Genomic DNA, 18,282 nt, shown 5'->3' with positions numbered 1-18,282 from the left:
GGAGTACCGTGTTCCGCACACCCGACCGTCTGTTCCGAGTTCTCGCGATCGCGGAGGCGATCACCTGGACGATCCTGATCGCCGCGATCATCGCCCGCGCCGTCGGCGCTCCGGGGATCGTGGTGACCGTGGGCGGTGGCATCCACGGGTTCGTGTTCCTGTCGTACGCGGCGACGGCGATCCTGGTCGCATTGAACCAGCGCTGGCACGTCGGCGTCGGCGTGCTCGCCGTGGCCAGTGCCATCGTCCCCTACGCGACGATCCCGATGGAGATCTGGCTGCATCGCACCGGTCGACTCACCGGCGACTGGCGCCTCGATGCGACGGACGACCCGCGGGATCGCCGCTGGTACGACCGACTGATGCGCTGGTTCCTGCAGCGGCCATGGGTGCTCGCGCTGTTGCTGGTCGTCGGCATCGTCGCGCTGTACGTCATCCTGTTGCTGATCGGCCCTCCGGGCGGCAAGTGAGTCCGTGCGGTCGCGCCGCCGCTGCGCTCAGGGAGTGACGACGACCGCGTTCTCCTCGTTGATCGCGGCCATCGTCGCCTCCGCATCCGCGGCGGTGCAGTCCACGATCACCGACAAGCCCACTCCGGTCTGAGTGAATGCGCGCGCGGCCATGAGCCAGGTGCGGCTGCCGTCCACGCCCACCACCTGGCGCATCTCGACGCCCCCGCTCCCGCCGGCCATATAGCTGAACTCGCCGGTGGTCGCGAGCGCGGTGACCTCGCTGGTCGGAGTCTGCAGCAGCACACCGAGGATCGCATCGGATGACGCGCTGTCGTCCCCGGCGACCACGGGCACGTCGGTCGTGTACCCCTGCCAGAACCGTGCTGTGCAGGTGCCGTCGACCGTGCCGTAGGTCCAGCCGCCGTTGCCGTCGTCGGGTGAGACCGTCTTCCACCCGTCGTCGGCCATGAGCCCGTCGCCCCATTCGATGTAGGTGTCGTCGGCGAGATCGAGGCCTTCGGCGAAGGTCAGGGTCGAACCGGGCGCCTCGTCGACGGGTGCATCGGTCTCCGTGCTCGGCGAGGTGGCGTCGGACGGCGATGTCGCGGGGATCTGCGCGTACAGGCATCCGCTCAGCGAGAGCACTCCCGTGACAGCGATCGCGGTGGCGGCCAGGCGCAGGGGGATGGAGGAGGTGCGCGTCATGCGGGCCAGCCTAGCCCCGCGCCCCGCGCCCCGCGCCCGTCCTCGACTCCCGTGCCGTCCTCGACTCCCGCTCAGTGGGCGGTGGCGATGCCGATCGAGTCGTGCACGATCACCGCGGCGACCCGAGCGCCGGCCCCTGCCGCCACGATGAGCTGCTGCGGACCCGGTGCCGCGGCATCCCCTGCGGCATAGAGTCCCGGCACGTCGGTGCGACCGGAGCGGTCGGTGAGCAGGTGCCCGGCATCGTCCGTCGCCGGGGTGATCCCGTCGAGGAAAGCCAGCGTGGTGTCCCACTCGGGGCGCACGAAACCGCCGTCGACGCCGACCGCGGTGCCGTCGGCGAGGCGGATGGCTTCGAGCTGGCCTCGGTCGCCCACGAGCTCGGCGATGGGAGCCCGATGCACGGAGATCCCGACGGCTGCGAGGGCAGCCTCCTCGTCCGGTGTCACGGAGTCTGCGCCGTGGGTGAAGACGGCGAGGTTCTCGGTCCAACGGCCGATGAGTCGCGCGCGATCCGCGAGGTCCGCGGTCTCGCCGATGAGGGCGAGTCGGCGTCCCTGCAGCTCCCACGCATCGCAGGCGGCGCAGCTGAACAGACTCATGCCGTAGTAGCCGCGCAGGTTCGGGACATCCGGGAGCGTCTCGTGCAGACCGGTGGCCAGCAGCGTCGTGCGGGCGGTCACGGTCGCCTCGGTCTCGCGCCGTCCGATGTCCGCCGCGAACCCGCCGGCCGCGGGGCGGAGAGCGGCCACGCGGGTCCGTGATCTCACCTCGACGTTCGGGTAGGCCGCGAGCTCTGCCCTGGCGAGGCGACGCAGTTCTTGAGGCGGGATGCCGTCGCGGGTCAGGAATCCGTGCGATCGCAGCGTGGCCGCGTTGCGGGGACGATCGGCGTCGATCACGAGCACGCGCGCGAGGGCGCGGCCGAGGTTGAGCGCAGCGGAGAGGCCGGCGGGTCCGCCACCCACGACGAGCACGTCGTAGTCGGCGGGCTCGTCCGCTCTCGGTGTGAGTGATGTCATCCGCGTGGTCCTTCCGAGAAAGGGGCGGATCCATCGCTCGGCGTCTGCCGAGGCGACGCCGCCGGGCGGCCGGTAAGGCGCGCCTTACTTTCATCCTGCCACTGTTCGGCTGACCGGGTCGGCGCCTTCCGGCCCGACCTACCCGCGCCGCACGGGCTGCTGCAGTTCGGTGACCCAGTCGGACTGGTCTTCCGAGACGGCGCGCACGTACAGCTCGCGGCAGGGGCCGTCGTGGACCAGACCGCGGGCGAAGATCTCGGTGTGGATCGCCTGCCAGCTCTCGGCGATGCGATCCATCGAGCCGAGGTGGATGCCGCACACGGCGCCCGCCGCCGCCGGGAGCTCGATGATCTCGAACCCATCCTGTGCGGGGCCGGTGTAGGCGTATCCGGCGATGACCTGCAGGCCGTCGTCGAGCGTCTCGTACTCGGCGATCGGGGTGGACAGGGAGTGCTGGTCTCCGATGATCTCCGCCACCGCGTCGAACGCGGGTCCGACCACCCTCGCGACCGCCGGCTGATCGGCGACGATCGTGCGGATGGCCGCGAGGCGGACGGCGGGGAGGGGCTTGTCGACGATCTCGATCTGAGACATGTGATTCTCTCTTTCGATGAGGTGGAGGCGCCTCTCCACGTCGACGAGTCTCTCCGCGGCGATCCGATGCTCCTGCTCGACCTCTGCGCGACGGATCCGCAGCAGGGCGGCGATGCGCTCGGCATCGACACCCCGTTCGAGGATCGTCGAGATGTCGTCGAGCCCGAAACCCAGCTGGCGCAGGGCGACGATCCGATGCAGCCGTTCCAGCTGCGAGGGATCGTAGGAGCGGTAGCCGCTGAACTCGTCCACATGGGCGGGCACGAGCAGGCCGGCGGTGTCCCAATGCCGGAGCATCCGATGGGTCACCTGGCCGACCTGCGCGAACGCTCCGATGGACAACATGTCTCAGTTCTCCCGTCTGCCACTGTGTCAGGGTCAAGTATCGCCTCAGGGGAGGGCGGATGCGGTCACTCCTGACGCCGCATTTTCTGGCTCCAGACCGCATTCCGATATATCGTTCTCAGCCGCTGATCTGGGCCTTTGAATGTCGGTGGTCCCTGATTCAGTGAAGGCATGACGGCACTGGCGGATGCGACTCTCGAGCAGGTGGGGGCGCTCGCCGCGCTCACCGAGATGCTCGTCGAGGTCGAGCGCACGATCAGCAGTCTGCAGGCCGCGCGCGACGGCATCCTCGCAGTGGGCTCGCGGCTCGCGCTCGACGTCGCCGCGCAGGCGGAGCATCCCGATCATGGGGAGATGACGGCGCGCACCGTGGCCGCGGAGTTCGCCACTGCCCTGCGCGTGAGCGACCGCACGGTGCAGCGCCGCATGGCGGATGCGGCGTGGGTCGTGGAGCGCTTCCCGCTGGTCTGGGAAGCGCAGGGCGCCGGGCGCATCAGTGCTGCGCACGCCCGGGCCGTGTGCGAGGCGGGCGAGCACCTCGACGAGGCGGCGAGCCGCGACGCGTACGCGACCCAGATGATCGCCTTCGCGGAGAGCGAGTCTCCTGGCAGGGTCGCGCGGATGGCGCGACGGGTCGCCGAACGGTTCCAGGCGCGATCGATCGACGAGCGGCATCTCGACGCGCGGGAGAAGAGGTCCGTGTGGGTGAAAGATGTCGGGGATGGGATGACGCAGCTCGGCCTGCTCGGTCCATCGGCGCTCGTCCACGGCGTCTTCCAGCGGCTGACGCAGATGGCCACAGCCGTTCGCGAGCTCGAATCCCCGGAGGTCGACGCTCAGGAGCCCGAGTCTCCGGAGCCGGACCGGCGCTCCATCGCGCAACGCCGCGCCGATCTCGCCCTCGACCTGCTCCTCACGGGCGCTCCGGCCGGCCACGACGCGCACGAGGGGCTTCTCGCGGCGATCCGCGGAACGGTGTCGGTCACCGTTCCCGTCACGACGCTGATCGGAGACGATGCGACGCCGGCCGAGCTCAACGGCCGCACCCCGATCGATCCCGCGACCGCCCGCCGTCTCGCCGGTGCGGCATCCGGGTGGGACCGGATCCTCACGCACCCGATCTCCGGAGCGCTCCTCGCAGTCGACCGCTATCGTCCCGGTGCGGAGCTGAGGCGACATCTGAGCGCCAGGGACCAGCGATGCCGATTCCCCGCGTGCGGGCACGCATCCGCCGATTGCGACATCGACCACCATCGCGATGCCGCGCTCGGGGGCTCCACCGACGAGTCGAACCTCGGCCACCTGTGCCGACGCCACCACGTGCTCAAACATCACTCGCCGTGGGCGGTCGAGTCTCTGGGGGCGGGGCTCTATGCCTGGACGAGCCCGACCGGCAAGGTCTACATAGACCGGCCACCGCCGCAGAACACGGTCACCTTCGTCGACGACCCGGTCGTGCCCCCGTTCTGAGCGAGGGGTGCCGCCGGCGGGAACGTGCACGGGAGGGTCTCGGTTAAAACTTGAGCCCGTTCATATCAAGTTCATTTGACACTCGAGCGACCTCTCGTTACACTTGAGTCATCGCGACTCAGGTTTCCTGATCGCCGCAGATTTCCGGACCACAACGAACTTCCAACAAAGGAGAGAACACATGGCACGTGCTGTCGGTATCGACCTCGGAACCACCAACTCCGTCGTCAGCGTCCTCGAGGGTGGCGAGCCCAAGGTCATCGCCAACGCCGAGGGCTTCCGCACGACCCCCTCGGTCGTGGCCTTCACCAAGGACGGGGAGGTGCTCGTCGGTGAGACCGCGAAGCGCCAGGCCGTCACCAACGTCGACCGGACGATCGCTTCCGTCAAGCGCCACATGGGCACCGACTGGAGCTTCGACGTCGACGGCAAGAAGTGGACGCCGCAGGAGATCTCCGCGCGCATCCTCATGAAGCTCAAGCGCGACGCCGAGGCGTACCTGGGCGACACGGTGACCGACGCGGTCATCACCGTCCCCGCGTACTTCAACGACGCCGAGCGTCAGGCCACCAAGGAGGCCGGCGAGATCTCGGGCCTCAACGTCCTGCGCATCATCAACGAGCCGACCGCGGCCGCGCTGGCCTACGGCCTCGACAAGGGCAAGGAAGACGAGCTCATCCTGGTCTTCGACCTGGGTGGCGGAACCTTCGACGTCTCGCTGCTCGAGGTGGGCAAGGACGACGACTTCTCCACGATCCAGGTGCGCGCCACCGCCGGCGACAACCGCCTCGGTGGAGACGACTGGGACCAGCGTCTCGTCGACTACCTGATCAAGCAGTTCAAGGAGACCACGGGCGTCGACGTCTCGGGTGACAAGATCGCCCTGCAGCGCCTCAAGGAGGCCGCGGAGCAGGCGAAGAAGGAACTCTCCTCCTCCACGTCGACCAGCATCAACCTGCCGTACCTGTCGCTGACCGACTCCGGCCCGGTGTCGCTGTCCGAGACCATCACCCGCGCGAAGTTCGAGGACCTCACGAAGGACCTGCTCGACCGCACCAAGAAGCCGTTCGAGGACGTCATCCGCGAAGCCGGCATCAAGGTGTCCGAGATCGACCACATCGTGCTCGTGGGTGGATCGACGCGTATGCCTGCGGTCGCCGAGCTCGTCAAGCGCGAGACCGGCAAGGACGCGAACAAGGGCGTCAACCCGGACGAGGTCGTCGCCGTCGGCGCGGCTCTCCAGGCCGGTGTCCTCAAGGGTGAGCGCAAGGACGTTCTCCTCATCGACGTCACCCCGCTGAGCCTCGGCATCGAGACCAAGGGCGGCATGATGACCAAGCTCATCGAGCGCAACACGGCCATCCCGACCAAGCGCAGCGAGACCTTCACCACGGCAGACGACAACCAGCCGTCCGTCGCGATCCAGGTCTTCCAGGGAGAGCGTGACTTCACGCGCGACAACAAGCCGCTCGGGACGTTCGAGCTGACGGGTATCGCACCGGCGCCCCGTGGCATCCCGCAGATCGAGGTCACCTTCGACATCGACGCCAACGGCATCGTGCACGTGTCCGCTAAGGACAAGGGCACGGGTACCGAGAAGTCGATCGTCATCTCCGGCGGCTCGTCGCTGTCGAAGGAAGACATCGAGCGCATGGTGCGCGAGGCTGAGGAGCACGCGGCGGAGGACAAGGCGCGCCGTGAGGCCGCCGAGGTCCGCAACCAGGCCGAGACCCTCGCGTACTCGATCGACAAGCTGATCACCGAGAACGACGACAAGCTGCCCGAAGACGTGAAGACCGAGGTCAAGGCCGACGTCGACGCGCTCAAGACGGCGCTGGCCGGCGAAGACGACGAGGCTGTGAAGACCGCGTTCGACAAGCTCAACCAGTCGCAGTCCAAGCTCGGCGAGGCCATCTACGCCTCCTCGCAGGCGGATGCCGCTGCCGGCGCTTCGGCTGACGGCGAGGCCCCGGCCGGTGACGCTCCCTCCTCCGATGAGGACGTCATCGATGCCGAGGTCGTCGACGATGAGGACGAGAAGAAGTAATCATGACGGACAAGAACTTCGACGAGAACCAGTTTCCTGAGTCCGCCGAAGGTCGCAGCGAGGGGTCGGATGCTCAGGCATCCGGCCCCGCGCCGCACCACCAGGACTCCCGTGAAGCGGCAGCCGCCGAGGGATCGGACGAGACCCCCGTCGACGGTGCGCCGGACGACCTCACGGTCGACGACATCCTCGGCGCCACGCAGACCGGCGAGGCCGCGGCGGAAGACGCCGTGCTCGCCGACCTCGAATCCACACTGCTGAACGACCTCAAGCGCCTCCAGGCCGAGTACGCCAACTATCGTCGCCGCACCGAGGAGCAGCGCCAGGTCGAGAGCGAGCGCGCGAAGGGCGAGGCCGCCAAGGGTCTCATCCCCGTGCTCGACGACCTCGACCGCGCCGCCCAGCACGGCGATCTCGTGGAGGGGACTCCCTTCGCCGTGATCGCCGACAAGGTGCGGCTGGTCGTGGAGCGTCTCGGAGTGGTCGCGTACGGCGAGAAGGGCGAGGAATTCGACCCCCAGCGTCACGAGGCCATCTTCCAGCAGCCGACTCCCGGCGCCGAGAAGACCACCGTGCTGGAGGTCGTCGAGGTGGGCTACCGCCTCGGTGATGTCGAGCTGCGCCCCGCGAAGGTCGTCGTCGCCGTCCCGGAAGGGTAGGTGATCGATGGCCAGCCAGGATTGGTTCGACAAGGACTTCTACAAGACCCTCGGGGTCTCCAAGGACGTCAGCGATGCGGACCTGAAGAAGACGTATCGCAAGCTCGCGCGCAAGTATCACCCGGACTCCAATCAGGGTGATGCCAAGGCCGAGGCGAAGTTCAAGGAGATCAGCGAGGCCTACTCGGTGCTCTCCGACGCCGAACAGCGCAAGGAATACGACGAGATCCGCGCCATGGGCTCCGGCGCTCGCTTCACGGCGGGCGGCCAGGGCGCAGGCGGCTTCGAAGACGTGTTCAGCCGTTTCGGACAGCAGGGCCGCGGGCAGACCGCCGACTTCGAGGACATCTTCGCGATGTTCAACCAGGGGCAGGGCGCGAGCTTCGGCAACGGTCGCTTCGGCCAGCCGAGCGGCGGTTACCGCGGCTTCGGTGGTCCGCAGCGCGGTGCCGACGTCACGGCCCGCACCACGCTCGACTTCATCACCGCCGTGCAGGGCGAGACCATCTCGCTGCAGGGCGAAGACGGCAAGCCGTTCAAGGTGAAGATCCCTGCGGGTGTCGCCGACGGCCAGAAGATCCGTCTGCGCGGGCGCGGTCGTCCCTCGCCCGATGGCGGAGAGAGCGGCGACATCGTGGTGCAGATCGCGGTGCGCCCGCATCCGGTCTTCACCCGCGACGGTCTCAACCTGCGAGTCGTCGTCCCGGTGACGTTCACCGAGGCCACTCTCGGGGCGACCATCGAGGTGCCCACCCTCGGCGGCGACGTGGTGAAACTCCGCGTCGCACCCGGCACCCCCTCCGGGCGGGTGCTGCGGGTCAAGGGCCGCGGTGTCACCACGTCGAAGGGCACGGGCGACCTGCTCGCCGAGCTTCAGGTCGCGGTGCCCACGCACCTCGATGAGGCCGCACGCGAAGCGCTGGAGAAGTTCCAGGAACTCGAGCCCACGGAGAACCCGCGGGCCGAGCTGATGGCGAAGGCGCGGCGATGACCGGTCGTCGAAGCGGACACCGGGGGCGGAGGCGTTCATGATGAATGCCGACACCCCGGTGTTCGCGATCGCCGCCGCCGCCGAACTCTCCGGCCTCCATCCGCAGACCCTGCGGCAGTACGACCGCATCGGCCTCGTCGTCCCCGGGCGCACCTCAGGGGGCTCGCGCCGCTACTCGACACGCAACATCGAGCAGTTGCGCGAGGTCGCTCAGCTCTCCTCCGAAGGGGTGAGCCTTCCCGCGATCGCTCGCCTGCTCGACCTGGAAGACGAGAACAGGGCGCTGCGTAATCGCATCACCGTGCTCGAGAGCGCGCTGCGCACCGAGCGCGAGAGCCGTCCGGGCGTGCGCGTGTTCGCCGCCGGGTCCGCGGGCGTCGTGCCCATGCCGACCGGTCGCCGCCTTCGGCGCTCGACCGAGGTCGTGCTCTGGGACCCGCGCGGGAGCGCCTAGGTCACTTGCGATGGGCGGTGTGTATCCTGTCAACAGTTAACAGGAGGTCACCATGACGCAGACCGTCACGCGCGGAGAATCCCTCGGCGCCCAGGTGGCGCGGGTGCTCCGCCAGCGCATCGTGCGCGGCGAACTCGCCCCGGGCGCGCGCATCACCGAAGAAGCGCTCGCCGAGGAGTTCTCGGTCAGTCGGGGACCGGTGCGCGATGCCCTGACGCAGCTGAGCTTCGAGAAGCTCGTCGAGGTGCAACGTCCGCGCGGGGTCTACATCGTCGGACTCACCCGCGACGACGTCGATCAGCTGTACAGCCTGCGGGGCGCTCTCGAACAGCTCGCCCTCTCTCGAGCGATGCGCGTCGACGACGACGAGCGCTGGGAGGCCATCTCCGCCGCCGTCGCGCGGATGGCCGAAGCCGCCGATGCCGGAGACCACGCGGCGTTCGTCACCGCCGACCTCGAGTTCCACTCGCAGATCTACGCGCTCGCCGATCACCCGCGCCTCGAGGGGGCGTGGAACCAGTACCTGCCGACGTTCACGGCGCTGCTCGAGGTCACGATCAACCATGACGAGGATCTCCATGAGTCGTCAGACGATCATGTGAAGCTGCTCGAGGTCATGCGCACCGGTACCCAGGAAGCTGCTGCCGAGGTGTTGAGCGCCCACCTCGACGGTGCACGCGAGCGCATGCTGCACGAGGTGGGCGGACGCTGACCGTCAGATCGACGGATCGTTCGGATGCGCCTGCAGCCGACGCACCAGCCCCCAGGTGTTGCCGCGGGCTGTCGCCGAATGGCTGAACTCGTCGAGAGCGGCCTGCGCCAGAGCAAGACCGCGTCCGTTCTCGCTCGCCTGCTCGGGCATCACGACGCCGTCCCAGTCGATCGTCGCCGGTTCCGCCGAGTCGACGACCTCAGCGTGCAGCGCACCGTCGGAAGCGCGCACATCCACGCTCATCGTCACATCGATGCCCCGGCTGTGCTGTGCGATGTTGGTCGCGACTTCGCTGAGCGCGAGCGTGAAGAGGGTGCGGTCTTCGGCGGGGACGCCGGGCGCGCGTATCCAGAGCCGGTCGAGCTCATCCAGGACGCGGTCGACGAGGGCGAGTTCTGCCCGCCCGTCGATGTGAAAGCCCGGCGGTTCAGCTGCCATCGAACGCCGATTCCGGCGTGGGGTAGTCGCGAAGCACGCGATCGAGGTTGGTGAGGTGCAGGACCGTCTTCACCGCGTCGGGCACGGCGGCGATCCGCAGGTCTCCGCCCGCGACCCGGGCGCTCTTGAGGCCTCCGACGAGGGCGCCGAGTCCGGAGGAATCGACGAATTCCGTGCCACGCAGATCGATCGCGATGCGGGGCTGTCCTGCGGTGACGAGGTCGCTCACCGCGTTTCGCAGCAGCGGCGCGCCCGAAGCGGTCAGCCGCCCCGTGATCGCGATCACGGCATAGCCATCCCTGTTCTCAGTGCTGACGTTCATTCGACTCCTTCTCGAGGGCGCGGGCGGCCGGTCCGCGGTAGCGGGCGGCCTGGATGATGACGCTGAGCACGACCAGGTCGTACAGCACCCAAGCCGTGTTCACGATCGTGCCGGTGCCGTCGGCGGTTCCGATGATCACGCGGGTGATGCCGATGATGAGGGCGAGCGCGAGCATCGCCATCGCGGTGAGCTGGGGCCAGATCTGCCCCCAGGGGATGCCGCGGGGGTCGCGGCCGTCCTTCCGCGTGACGGCGAAGGAAAGCGGGCGGCCGAGTGCGACGTTGGCGAATGCCGTCCAGCAGGCACGGATCCATACCGGGAACAGTGCGAGCGAGTACTGCTGCCCCCTCCAGGTGCGCACGCCCTTCGCGACCACGAGGAACAGCGCCTGATTCACGAGGAAGTACGGCAGGAAGCGGGCGAAGAAATCCAACGACCAGGCGGTGACCGGAAGCACACCCCACACCAGGTAGACGACCGGGGCCACGAGATAGACGATCGCGGCGAATCCCGACAGGTACGTCCACATCGTGGAGAAGTACATCAGCCGCTGTCCGGCCGAGAGGCCCCGTTTGACGAGCGGGTTGTCCCGCAGCATCACCTGCAGAGTGCCCTGCGCCCAGCGCAGTCGCTGCGTCAGCATCGTGCGGAGGTCTTCGGGAGCGAGACCGTGCGCCAGGATCTCGTGGTGGTACACGCTCTTCCAGCCGAGGGCGTGCAGCTGCATGGCCGTGGCCATGTCCTCGGTGACCGAGATCGTCGCGAGGGGGAGGATGGGCTGTGCCTCGTCGCCACGGTCCAACCGCAACGCGTCCAGCAGACCCCGCACAGCGGCGACGGCGGTGACCGGGGAGAGGTCGGAGGCGGCGAGGGCATCGAGGCCGGCCTCGTCGACGATCACCGCGCCCAGCTCGGCGTCCTGCTGCAGCGGAAGGGCGCCGATCTCCGCCAGGTCAGCCCTGATGCCGTCCATATCGTGCGCGATGAGGATGCGTGAGGCATGGTCGACCGACTCGCGCACCCGCGCGGCGACATCGGCGACCGATTCTCCGGCCGCGAGTTCCTTCCGTCCGCGGCTGATCGCGATGCGCAGCGCCGACAGCTCCGTCGCCAGGGCGGAATCCGCTGCGGTCTGCGCCTCCCGCGCGATCAGGGTCTCGGCGGCCTTGAGTGCCCGGGAGGCCGAGTCGGTGACGTCGCGCACATACCCCACGATCCCGAGTCGCATCAGGGCTTCGCGTCGCAGCACGGCGTTCGAGCCGCAGAAGAAGGCGGCGTTCCATCCGTCCTTGCCCTGCTGGATCGGACCGTAGAACAGCGGCGCCTGGCTGCCCAGCGGATCGGCGTCATCGACGTTCACGAACCACTGCGGCGTCTGCACGAGGGCGACCTCCTCGTCGTCCGCGAAGTATCCGAGCGTGCGATGGAGGATCAGTGGATCGGGAACCTGATCGGCGTCGAGGATGAGGAGGAACTCGCCGTCGGTCTGGAACAGTGCGCTGTTCAGGTTGCCGGCCTTGGCATGCCGCGGCTTTCCCGTCCACTCCTCCGAGCGCGTGAGGTAGCCGACCCCCGCCGCTCGGGCTTCGGCCTCCAACTCGGGGCGCGAGCCGTCGTCGAGGATCCAGGTCGAGTGGGGGTAGGCGATGTTCTTCGCCGCGCGGGCGGTGGTCATCACCAGAGCCACCGGTTCGTCGTACGTCGTGATGAACACGTCGACTGTCCCCTGCGGCGGCGAGACGGGGGCCGGCCGCTCGCGTGCGCGCCACATCGTGAGGCAGAACAGGAACGTGTCGATCAGGCTGTAGGTCTCGGCGATCACGAGGGGCACGGCGATCCACCACGCCGACCAGTTGACCGATTCGAGCCAGCGCCATGCCACGTAGTTGACACCCAGCAGCACGGAGAGCAGGGCGAGGATGCGGATCGCCGCGAACCGGGCGGTCATGCGTCCCTCCGCACCACCACGACGGTGATGTCGTCCGTCGCACGATCGTCGGCGGCGAGTCGCAGCGCCTCGCGCACCGCACCCTCCGGGCCGAGCGCTCGGAGCACGCGCTGCACATGGGCGAAGGGATCGTCGGCGTCGAGCACATCCAGCAGTCCGTCGCTGCAGCAGATGAACGTGTCGCCGGGTTCGAGCCTCGTGGTCATCGGGACGCGGGCATCGACGACGCCCATGCCCATCCCGAGCGGGAGGTTCTTGGAGCGCAGGTGCGTCCAGGAACCGTCGGCCCGGATCACGAAGGCGAGGTTGTGCCCGGCGTCGATCACGTCCAGATCCCCGCTCTCGGGTCGCAGCTCGGCGACCATGGCGGTGACGAACATCGCCGTGTCGGCGAGGTCCTCTTCGAGCAGACGATCGACGTCGGCCACGGAGACGGCGAGCGAGCGCTCGGGCGCCGTCCGCAACGACGCTCGCACGGTCGCGGCGACGAGTGCGGGGCCGGTGCCCTTGCCCATCGCGTCGGCCACTGTGATGCGCAGCGCCCCGCCGTGCGTCGAGAAGTCGTAGTAGTCGCCCGCGAGCATGCCGCGCGGCGCGGCGCCCGCAGCGATCGTGTAGCCGTCGAGCTCGGGGTTCGAGCGTGGTCGCAGCGCGCGCTGGAGAACAGCCGCGTGGTCGATGTCCTGATCCTGGGCGAGCTCGGTCTGCACCCAGAACGCCAGGTCGCGCAGCAGGTCGCGCTGCGCTTCGGTGAAGGTGTGGGGCTCGGTGTCGAGCACGCACAGGGTGCCGACGGGCTCGCCGCCGGGCGCATGCAGCGGGTGGCCGGCATAGAAACGCAGGTGCGGGTCCCCGGTGACGAACGGGTTGTCCGCGAAGACATCGGTGATGAGGGCGTCTTCGACCACCACGGTCGCGTCCTGCGACACGGTGTAGTCGCAGAAGGAGTCCTGCCGGGGGGCTTCGTCTCCGCCCAGCCCGATCTGCGCCTTGCGCCATTGTCGATCACGGTCGATCAGCGAGACGCTGACCATCGGCACGCCGAACATCTCCTTCGCCAGCCGTGCCACCCGGTCCACGCGCTCGTCCGGTGGTGTGTCAAGGATCCCCAGTTCCTCGAGCGCTGCCTGTCGCCGTCGCTCGTCGAACATGTGCTCCGCCCCTCCTACGGTCGCCTTCGGCCATCCTAGAAGGAACGCATGGCCGATGGGACGCCACTCGCGCACCCGCCAGTGTTGACTGTTAACAGTCAACACTGCTACGGTCGGGGAGTCGACAACAGGGTCGACCCACGTAGAGGAGCAAAGATGCCCCGCAAGCGCATCACCCGGGCGGCCGCCGCGATCGCCGCCCTCGCAGCCACCGCTCTCATCGTCTCGGCCTGCACCAAGGTCGAGGAGGGCGAGGAGGCCGGATCGACGTTCCCCGAGAGCGACATCCGCCTCATCATCCAGGCCAACCCCGGCGGAGGGTCCGACCTCTCGTCGCGCGCGCTCGCCACGGAGCTCGAGAAGATCCTCGGCGTCAGCGTCATCCCGGAGAACATGCCCGGTGCCGCCGGAGCGCTGGCCATGGAGTACGTGGGCGCGCAGGATCCCGACGGGTATGTCATCGGATTCGCGCCGGTCGAGATCGCGATGCTCAACACCACGCAGAGTGCGAACGTGCTGCCGGACGACTTCGACCTGCTCGGCCAGATCATGCTCGCCCCCGGCGTGGTCACGGTCGGCGCGAACAGCGGTATCGAGACGCTGGAAGACCTCGTCTCTCAGGCGAAGACGGGTGCCGTGACGGTCGCCAACTCCGGCGCCGGCTCCATCTGGGAGGCCGCCACCATCGGGCTCGGCGACGCGACGGACGCCGACTTCACCCCGGTGCCGTACGACGGAGGAGCGACAGCCGTCGCAGCAGCGGCATCGGGTGAGACCGTCGCCGCCGTCTCCGGCCTCGGCGAAGCCCTGGCGCAGGGTGAGGCCGTGCGCATCCTGGCTGTCATGAACGACGTGCGCCACCCCGACGCGGAAGACGTCGAGACGGTCGAAGAGGCCATCGGCGAAGACGTGATCTTCGGTGGCTGGGGCGGCATATACGCACCCAAGGGTCTCCCTGACGACGTCAAGACCACGCTCGAAGCCGCCGTGAAGGAAGCCGTCGAGTCCGACAGCTACCAGAAGTTCCAGGCCGATGCCGGAAACCTGGTCGTGTACCGCGACTCCGCCGAGTGGACCACCTTCGTCGACGAGCAGTTCGACCTCTTCAAGGACCTCCTGGGCTGAGAAGACCGGATCGCCGATGCTGCGGGGCCGGGCTCATCACCGGCCCCGCAGCACCCACCCTCACTTCTCGGATCAGGAAAGGAGCACCATGTCGACCTCCGCATCGGACGGGTCTGCAACGCACGCCTCCGTCGCCGCCACGGACGACGGGTACCAGGGCGCCTCCGCCTCGCGTCCCCTCGAGATCGTGTTCGCGGTCGTCGCCCTCGGATTCACCGCCGGCTACCTCTTCCTCGCGACGCAGATCCCGCTGCGCCGCGAGGCCGCCCCCGGGCAGATCGACGCCCGCTTCTGGCCCCTCGTCATCGGGGTCACCGGCGTCGTCATCGCCATCGCGCTGCTCGCGGTCGCGATCACCCGTCCGGCCCCCACCCGTGAAGACCTCGAGCGCATCCAGCCAGGAGGCTACCTGCGCGTGATCGCCACCCTCGCGATCACCGGCGCCTTCATCGCGCTGTGGTCGCTGGGTTCGGTCATCCTGTTCGGCTACCGCATCGAGGTCTTCCCGATCGCCGCCGCTCTGCTGATGGCCGCCCTCATGCTCCTCTACGGCCACCGCCGCTGGCTGAGCCTCGTCATCTACTCCGTCTCCGTCACGGCGTTCGTCTACGTCGTGTTCGGGATGCTCCTGAGGATCCCCCTGTGAACGCGCTCATGGAGGGGCTGAACTCGCTCCTCGACATCTCGATCCTGCTCTACATGCTCGTCGGCCTCGTGCTCGGGTTCATGGTCGGAGCGTTCCCCGGCATCACCGCGACCATGGCCGTCGCCCTCGCCGCCGGCTTCACGATGACCCTCGAGCCCGTGCAGGGTCTCGCCGTGCTCCTGACGATCTACGTCGCGGCGAACTTCGGCGACCGGGTGCCGTCCATCCTGATCAACACCCCGGGCACGCCCGCGTCCATCGCCACCACCCTCGACGGGTATCCGATGGCGAAGCAGGGAAGGGCGGGGCTCGCGCTCACCGTCTCGGCGATCGTCTCGGCGGTCGGCATCCTCGCCTCACTCGTGCTCTTCGCGGTCGCCGCCGTGCCGATCGCCAGCTTCGCCCGCGACTACTTCAAGTCGCCCGAGCTGTTCGCGCTCGTGGTCTTCGGCATCGCGATCATGATCGGCATCTCGTCGAAGTCGATGCTCAAGGGCATCCTCGCCGGACTCTTCGGCCTCATGCTCGGCAGCGTCGGCACGTACGCGGCCACCGCCGACCAGCGCTTCACCTTCGGGGTGCTCGAACTCGTCGAGGGCGTCAACTTCATCGCCGTGATCATCGGACTCTTCGGCATCGCCGAGCTGTTCGACCAGCTGCTCACGCATCGGAAGTCGGCCGTGCGCCCGATCTCGAGTCTCGGCCGCTGGTGGCCGAACCGCGCCGAACTGAAGCAGAGCGGGCGCGCGACCGCGGTCGGCGGCGCCGTCGGACTCGGTGTCGGGCTCATCCCCGCGGCCGGTGGGGACATCGCCGGACTCATCGGATGGGAGCGGGCACGCAAGGCGTCGAAGCACCCCGAGATGTTCGGCAAGGGATCGATCGAGGGTGTCGCCGCCTCCGACACCGCCTCCAGCGCCACCCTCGGCGGCTCCCTCACGACGACCATGGCCCTCGGCATCCCCGGTGACTCGGTGATGGCCGTGATGATCGGCTCGATGATCATCTGGGGCATCACCCCCGGTCCGACGCTCTTCACGAACCGCCCCGACCTGGTCGTCTCGATCGTGGGCATCATGCTGATCGCGACGATCCTCTCTCTCGCGCTCAGCCTGGTGCGCATGAAGGGCATGGTGAAGCTGCTCGACGTGCCACAGCCGTATCTGTGGAGCGGCATCCTGATCTTCTGCATCATCGGCACCTACGCCACCTCGAACAGCCTGTCGACGGTCGTGACGATGCTCGTCTTCGGTGTGATCGGCGTGCTGCTCAAGCGCATGCAGGTGCCGGCCGGTCCGGTCGTGCTCGGCCTCCTGCTCGGACCGCTCGCCGAGGAGAACCTCGCCCGCACGCTGGCGATCCTCCCCACGCGTCCGTTCTTCGAGGTGGTCAGCCCCATCGCGCTCGTGCTGCTCGCCCTGGCCGTGCTCTCGATCGTGATGCCGGCCATCCGCGCCGCCCGGAGGCCCCGTGCCGAGCGCGCCTCGCTCGCGGACTCGATCCTGCACGACGACAGCATCCAGCAGATCGAGAAGGCGCACGACGAGCTCGCAGCCCAGCCCGATCTGCTCACCTCCACCGTCCGCAACATCGACACCTCAGGGCGTCGTGCCCGCAAGACCCGCAAGAACTCCGAGGAGACCGAGAAGTGACCCGCTATGACATCCTGACCGCCGTGCCCACCGCGTTCCACCGCGACGGCACCCTCGACATCGAGGGCTCGCGTGCGATCTTCCGGTTCGTCGCCGACTCGGGGAACGAGGGAGCGTTCGTGCTCGGCACGACGGGCGAGTTCCCCGCCGTGGACGCCGACGAGTTCGCGGCCATCGTGGAAGCGGCGTTGGCCGAGCTGCAGGAGCGTATGCGCGTGGTCGTGCACGTCGGTCGCCCCAGCACCTTCGAGGCCGTGCGGCTGACCCGTATCGCCCGCCGACTGGGCGCGACCGAGTTCGCCGCGCTGACGCCGTACTACCTGCAGGCCACGGACGACGCGATCTTCGAGTACTACCGCGCGGTGTCGGAGGCCGTCGGGGACGGGCGGCTGTACGTGTACATCTACCCGGCCCGCAGCGGCAACCCGGTGTCGCCGGAGCTCCTCGCGCGTCTCGCACGACTGCCCAACGTCGTGGGCGCCAAGATCAGCGAACTCTCCCTCGACGACATCGCCGCCTACCGTGCCGTCGTGCCCGCCGACTTCGACCTCTACACCGGCGCCGACCGCGACCTGATCGCGGCCGTCGAGGTGGGGGCGCAGGGTGTCGTGTCCGGGGTATCGTCCGTCACGCCGAAGCCGTTCCGCGCCCTCGCCGACGCCGGGAGGTCCGGGGACGCGGCGGCCATCGTCGCTGCGCAGGCCGCGGTCGACGATGTGGTCGCGCTCATCGGTGGCGACATGGCCCGCATGAAAGAGGCGTACCGCGTGCTCGACGTGGTCGACACGCACTGCCGCATGGCGATCGCCGAGCCGAGTGCCGCCGAGCGCACCGCCGTCGCCGAGGTGGTGGCCGCGCACCGGTGACACGTCACAGGTGACACGGTCACAGGAGATGGAAATGTCGTCTTCCTAGCGTGGAACCAGGGAACGACCCTGCTCCGCGCCTGGCGCGCGGGTGTCCTGCCACGAAGGAAGAACTCCTCATGACGAACACCACAGCCCCCTCCGCCGCACCCTCGCTGGGACTCCTGGTCCTCCGCGTGGTCGTCGGCGCGATCTTCGCCGCACACGGCGCGCAGAAGATCTTCGAGTTCACGCTCCCCGGAACGATCGGCAGCTTCGCAGGCATGGGGATTCCGCTCCCGGAGATCGCCGGCCCTGTCGTCGCCTTCGTCGAGCTCATCGGCGGCATCCTGTTGATCCTCGGCCTCTTCACCCGTCCTGTCGGTATCCTGCTGGCCATCGACATGATCGTCGCGCTCATCGCCGTGCACCTTCCCGCGGGCCTCTGGGTCGGCGAGGGCGGCTACGAGTTCGTCGCCGTCCTCGGTGCGGCAGCTCTCGCCCTCGCGCTCACAGGCGCCGGGCGTTTCTCCCTGGACGGTGCGTTCCTGCGGGGACGCGCACCGGCCTGGCTGAGCTGAAGAACCTCCGCATCACGACGGATGCCGCGGCCCGAGGGGTCGCGGCATCCGTCGTCTGTGCGGGGTGTGTTGCGGAAGGGAAACCCGCATTCCGCGTCGTTGCGGCCTCCACGCGCACCTCCG

The 18,282-nt window shown here is 68.6% G+C and carries 19 protein-coding genes; 12 read left to right on the top strand and 7 right to left on the bottom strand.

Annotation, left to right across the window (positions count from 1 at the left end; genetic code table 11):
- Positions 1–8: 8 nt before the first annotated feature.
- Positions 9–470: a DUF3817 domain-containing protein gene (locus MST3598_RS16570; protein WP_021201682.1), complete on the top strand. Its 462-nt coding sequence runs from the start codon at positions 9–11 to the stop codon at positions 468–470.
- A 27-nt stretch (positions 471–497) separates the two neighbouring features.
- Here the strand turns inward: MST3598_RS16570 and MST3598_RS16565 are convergent, their stop codons facing one another.
- The 3 genes from MST3598_RS16565 to MST3598_RS16555 form a co-directional block, all read right to left on the bottom strand.
- The gene (locus MST3598_RS16565; protein WP_029259356.1) at positions 498–1,157 is read right to left on the bottom strand and encodes a hypothetical protein; all 660 of its coding nucleotides are present in this window, start codon (positions 1,155–1,157) and stop codon (positions 498–500) included.
- Between the two features lie 71 nt (positions 1,158–1,228).
- A complete protein-coding gene (locus MST3598_RS16560) occupies positions 1,229–2,179 on the bottom strand; it encodes an NAD(P)/FAD-dependent oxidoreductase (protein WP_029259355.1) in 951 nt (316 codons plus the stop codon).
- Between the two features lie 138 nt (positions 2,180–2,317).
- Entirely contained in the window at positions 2,318–3,118 is an 801-nt protein-coding gene (locus MST3598_RS16555) for a MerR family transcriptional regulator (protein ID WP_029259354.1), read from the bottom strand.
- Positions 3,119–3,289: 171 nt separating this feature from the next.
- Between MST3598_RS16555 and MST3598_RS16550 the strand changes: the two genes are divergently transcribed.
- The 6 genes from MST3598_RS16550 to MST3598_RS16525 all read left to right on the top strand — a co-directional run bounded on the left by MST3598_RS16550 (position 3,290) and on the right by MST3598_RS16525 (position 9,451).
- On the top strand, positions 3,290–4,588 hold the full coding sequence (locus tag MST3598_RS16550; protein WP_051671054.1) for an HNH endonuclease signature motif containing protein: 1,299 nt from the start codon (positions 3,290–3,292) through the stop codon (positions 4,586–4,588).
- Positions 4,589–4,769: 181 nt separating this feature from the next.
- Entirely contained in the window at positions 4,770–6,635 is a 1,866-nt protein-coding gene (gene dnaK, locus MST3598_RS16545) for a molecular chaperone DnaK (protein ID WP_029259352.1), read from the top strand.
- Between the two features lie 2 nt (positions 6,636–6,637).
- Positions 6,638–7,294, top strand: a complete 657-nt coding sequence (locus MST3598_RS16540) for a nucleotide exchange factor GrpE (RefSeq protein ID WP_021201688.1) — start codon at positions 6,638–6,640, stop codon at positions 7,292–7,294.
- Between the two features lie 7 nt (positions 7,295–7,301).
- Positions 7,302–8,285 carry a DnaJ C-terminal domain-containing protein gene (locus MST3598_RS16535; protein WP_021201689.1) on the top strand — a complete coding sequence of 328 codons (984 nt, stop codon included), beginning with the start codon at positions 7,302–7,304 and terminating at the stop codon, positions 8,283–8,285.
- 40 nt (positions 8,286–8,325) lie between these two features.
- Positions 8,326–8,739 (top strand): heat shock protein transcriptional repressor HspR, encoded by a 414-nt coding sequence (locus MST3598_RS16530; protein ID WP_167256169.1) that lies wholly within the window; start codon positions 8,326–8,328, stop codon positions 8,737–8,739.
- Positions 8,740–8,791: 52 nt separating this feature from the next.
- Positions 8,792–9,451, top strand: coding sequence for a GntR family transcriptional regulator (locus MST3598_RS16525; RefSeq protein WP_021201691.1), 660 nt, complete (start codon positions 8,792–8,794; stop codon positions 9,449–9,451).
- 3 nt (positions 9,452–9,454) lie between these two features.
- Here the strand turns inward: MST3598_RS16525 and MST3598_RS16520 are convergent, their stop codons facing one another.
- Genes MST3598_RS16520 through MST3598_RS16505 form a run of 4 tightly spaced genes read right to left on the bottom strand, consistent with a single transcriptional unit; the run spans position 9,455 to position 13,310 of the window.
- Positions 9,455–9,889: an ATP-binding protein gene (locus tag MST3598_RS16520; protein WP_051667789.1), complete on the bottom strand. Its 435-nt coding sequence runs from the start codon at positions 9,887–9,889 to the stop codon at positions 9,455–9,457.
- The gene (locus MST3598_RS16515; protein ID WP_021201693.1) at positions 9,879–10,211 is read right to left on the bottom strand and encodes an STAS domain-containing protein; all 333 of its coding nucleotides are present in this window, start codon (positions 10,209–10,211) and stop codon (positions 9,879–9,881) included. The genes MST3598_RS16520 and MST3598_RS16515 overlap by 11 nt, the downstream gene beginning before the upstream one ends.
- Positions 10,195–12,159 carry a glycosyltransferase family 2 protein gene (locus tag MST3598_RS16510; protein WP_029259350.1) on the bottom strand — a complete coding sequence of 655 codons (1,965 nt, stop codon included), beginning with the start codon at positions 12,157–12,159 and terminating at the stop codon, positions 10,195–10,197. Before MST3598_RS16510 ends, MST3598_RS16515 begins: the two co-directional genes overlap by 17 nt.
- Positions 12,156–13,310: a PP2C family protein-serine/threonine phosphatase gene (locus MST3598_RS16505; protein WP_029259349.1), complete on the bottom strand. Its 1,155-nt coding sequence runs from the start codon at positions 13,308–13,310 to the stop codon at positions 12,156–12,158. Before MST3598_RS16505 ends, MST3598_RS16510 begins: the two co-directional genes overlap by 4 nt.
- 156 nt (positions 13,311–13,466) lie before the next feature.
- On the opposite strand from MST3598_RS16505, the gene MST3598_RS16500 reads away from it, so the two are divergent.
- From MST3598_RS16500 to MST3598_RS16480, 5 genes are all read left to right on the top strand, one after another.
- On the top strand, positions 13,467–14,435 hold the full coding sequence (locus MST3598_RS16500) for a tripartite tricarboxylate transporter substrate binding protein (RefSeq protein ID WP_029259348.1): 969 nt from the start codon (positions 13,467–13,469) through the stop codon (positions 14,433–14,435).
- Positions 14,436–14,523: 88 nt separating this feature from the next.
- Positions 14,524–15,081: a tripartite tricarboxylate transporter TctB family protein gene (locus tag MST3598_RS16495; protein ID WP_029259347.1), complete on the top strand. Its 558-nt coding sequence runs from the start codon at positions 14,524–14,526 to the stop codon at positions 15,079–15,081.
- Complete coding sequence (locus tag MST3598_RS16490) at positions 15,078–16,733, top strand: tripartite tricarboxylate transporter permease (RefSeq protein WP_029259346.1); 1,656 nt, start codon at positions 15,078–15,080, stop codon at positions 16,731–16,733. Before MST3598_RS16495 ends, MST3598_RS16490 begins: the two co-directional genes overlap by 4 nt.
- Positions 16,730–17,599, top strand: coding sequence for a dihydrodipicolinate synthase family protein (locus MST3598_RS16485; RefSeq protein ID WP_029259345.1), 870 nt, complete (start codon positions 16,730–16,732; stop codon positions 17,597–17,599). Before MST3598_RS16490 ends, MST3598_RS16485 begins: the two co-directional genes overlap by 4 nt.
- A gap of 119 nt (positions 17,600–17,718) precedes the next feature.
- Positions 17,719–18,159, top strand: a complete 441-nt coding sequence (locus tag MST3598_RS16480) for a DoxX family protein (protein WP_021201700.1) — start codon at positions 17,719–17,721, stop codon at positions 18,157–18,159.
- Positions 18,160–18,282 lie beyond the last annotated feature (123 nt).

Source organism: Microbacterium sp. TPU 3598 (assembly GCF_002356155.1).
GTDB lineage: Bacteria > Actinomycetota > Actinomycetes > Actinomycetales > Microbacteriaceae > Microbacterium > Microbacterium maritypicum_A.
This window is presented reverse-complemented; position numbering and strand designations above follow the sequence as displayed.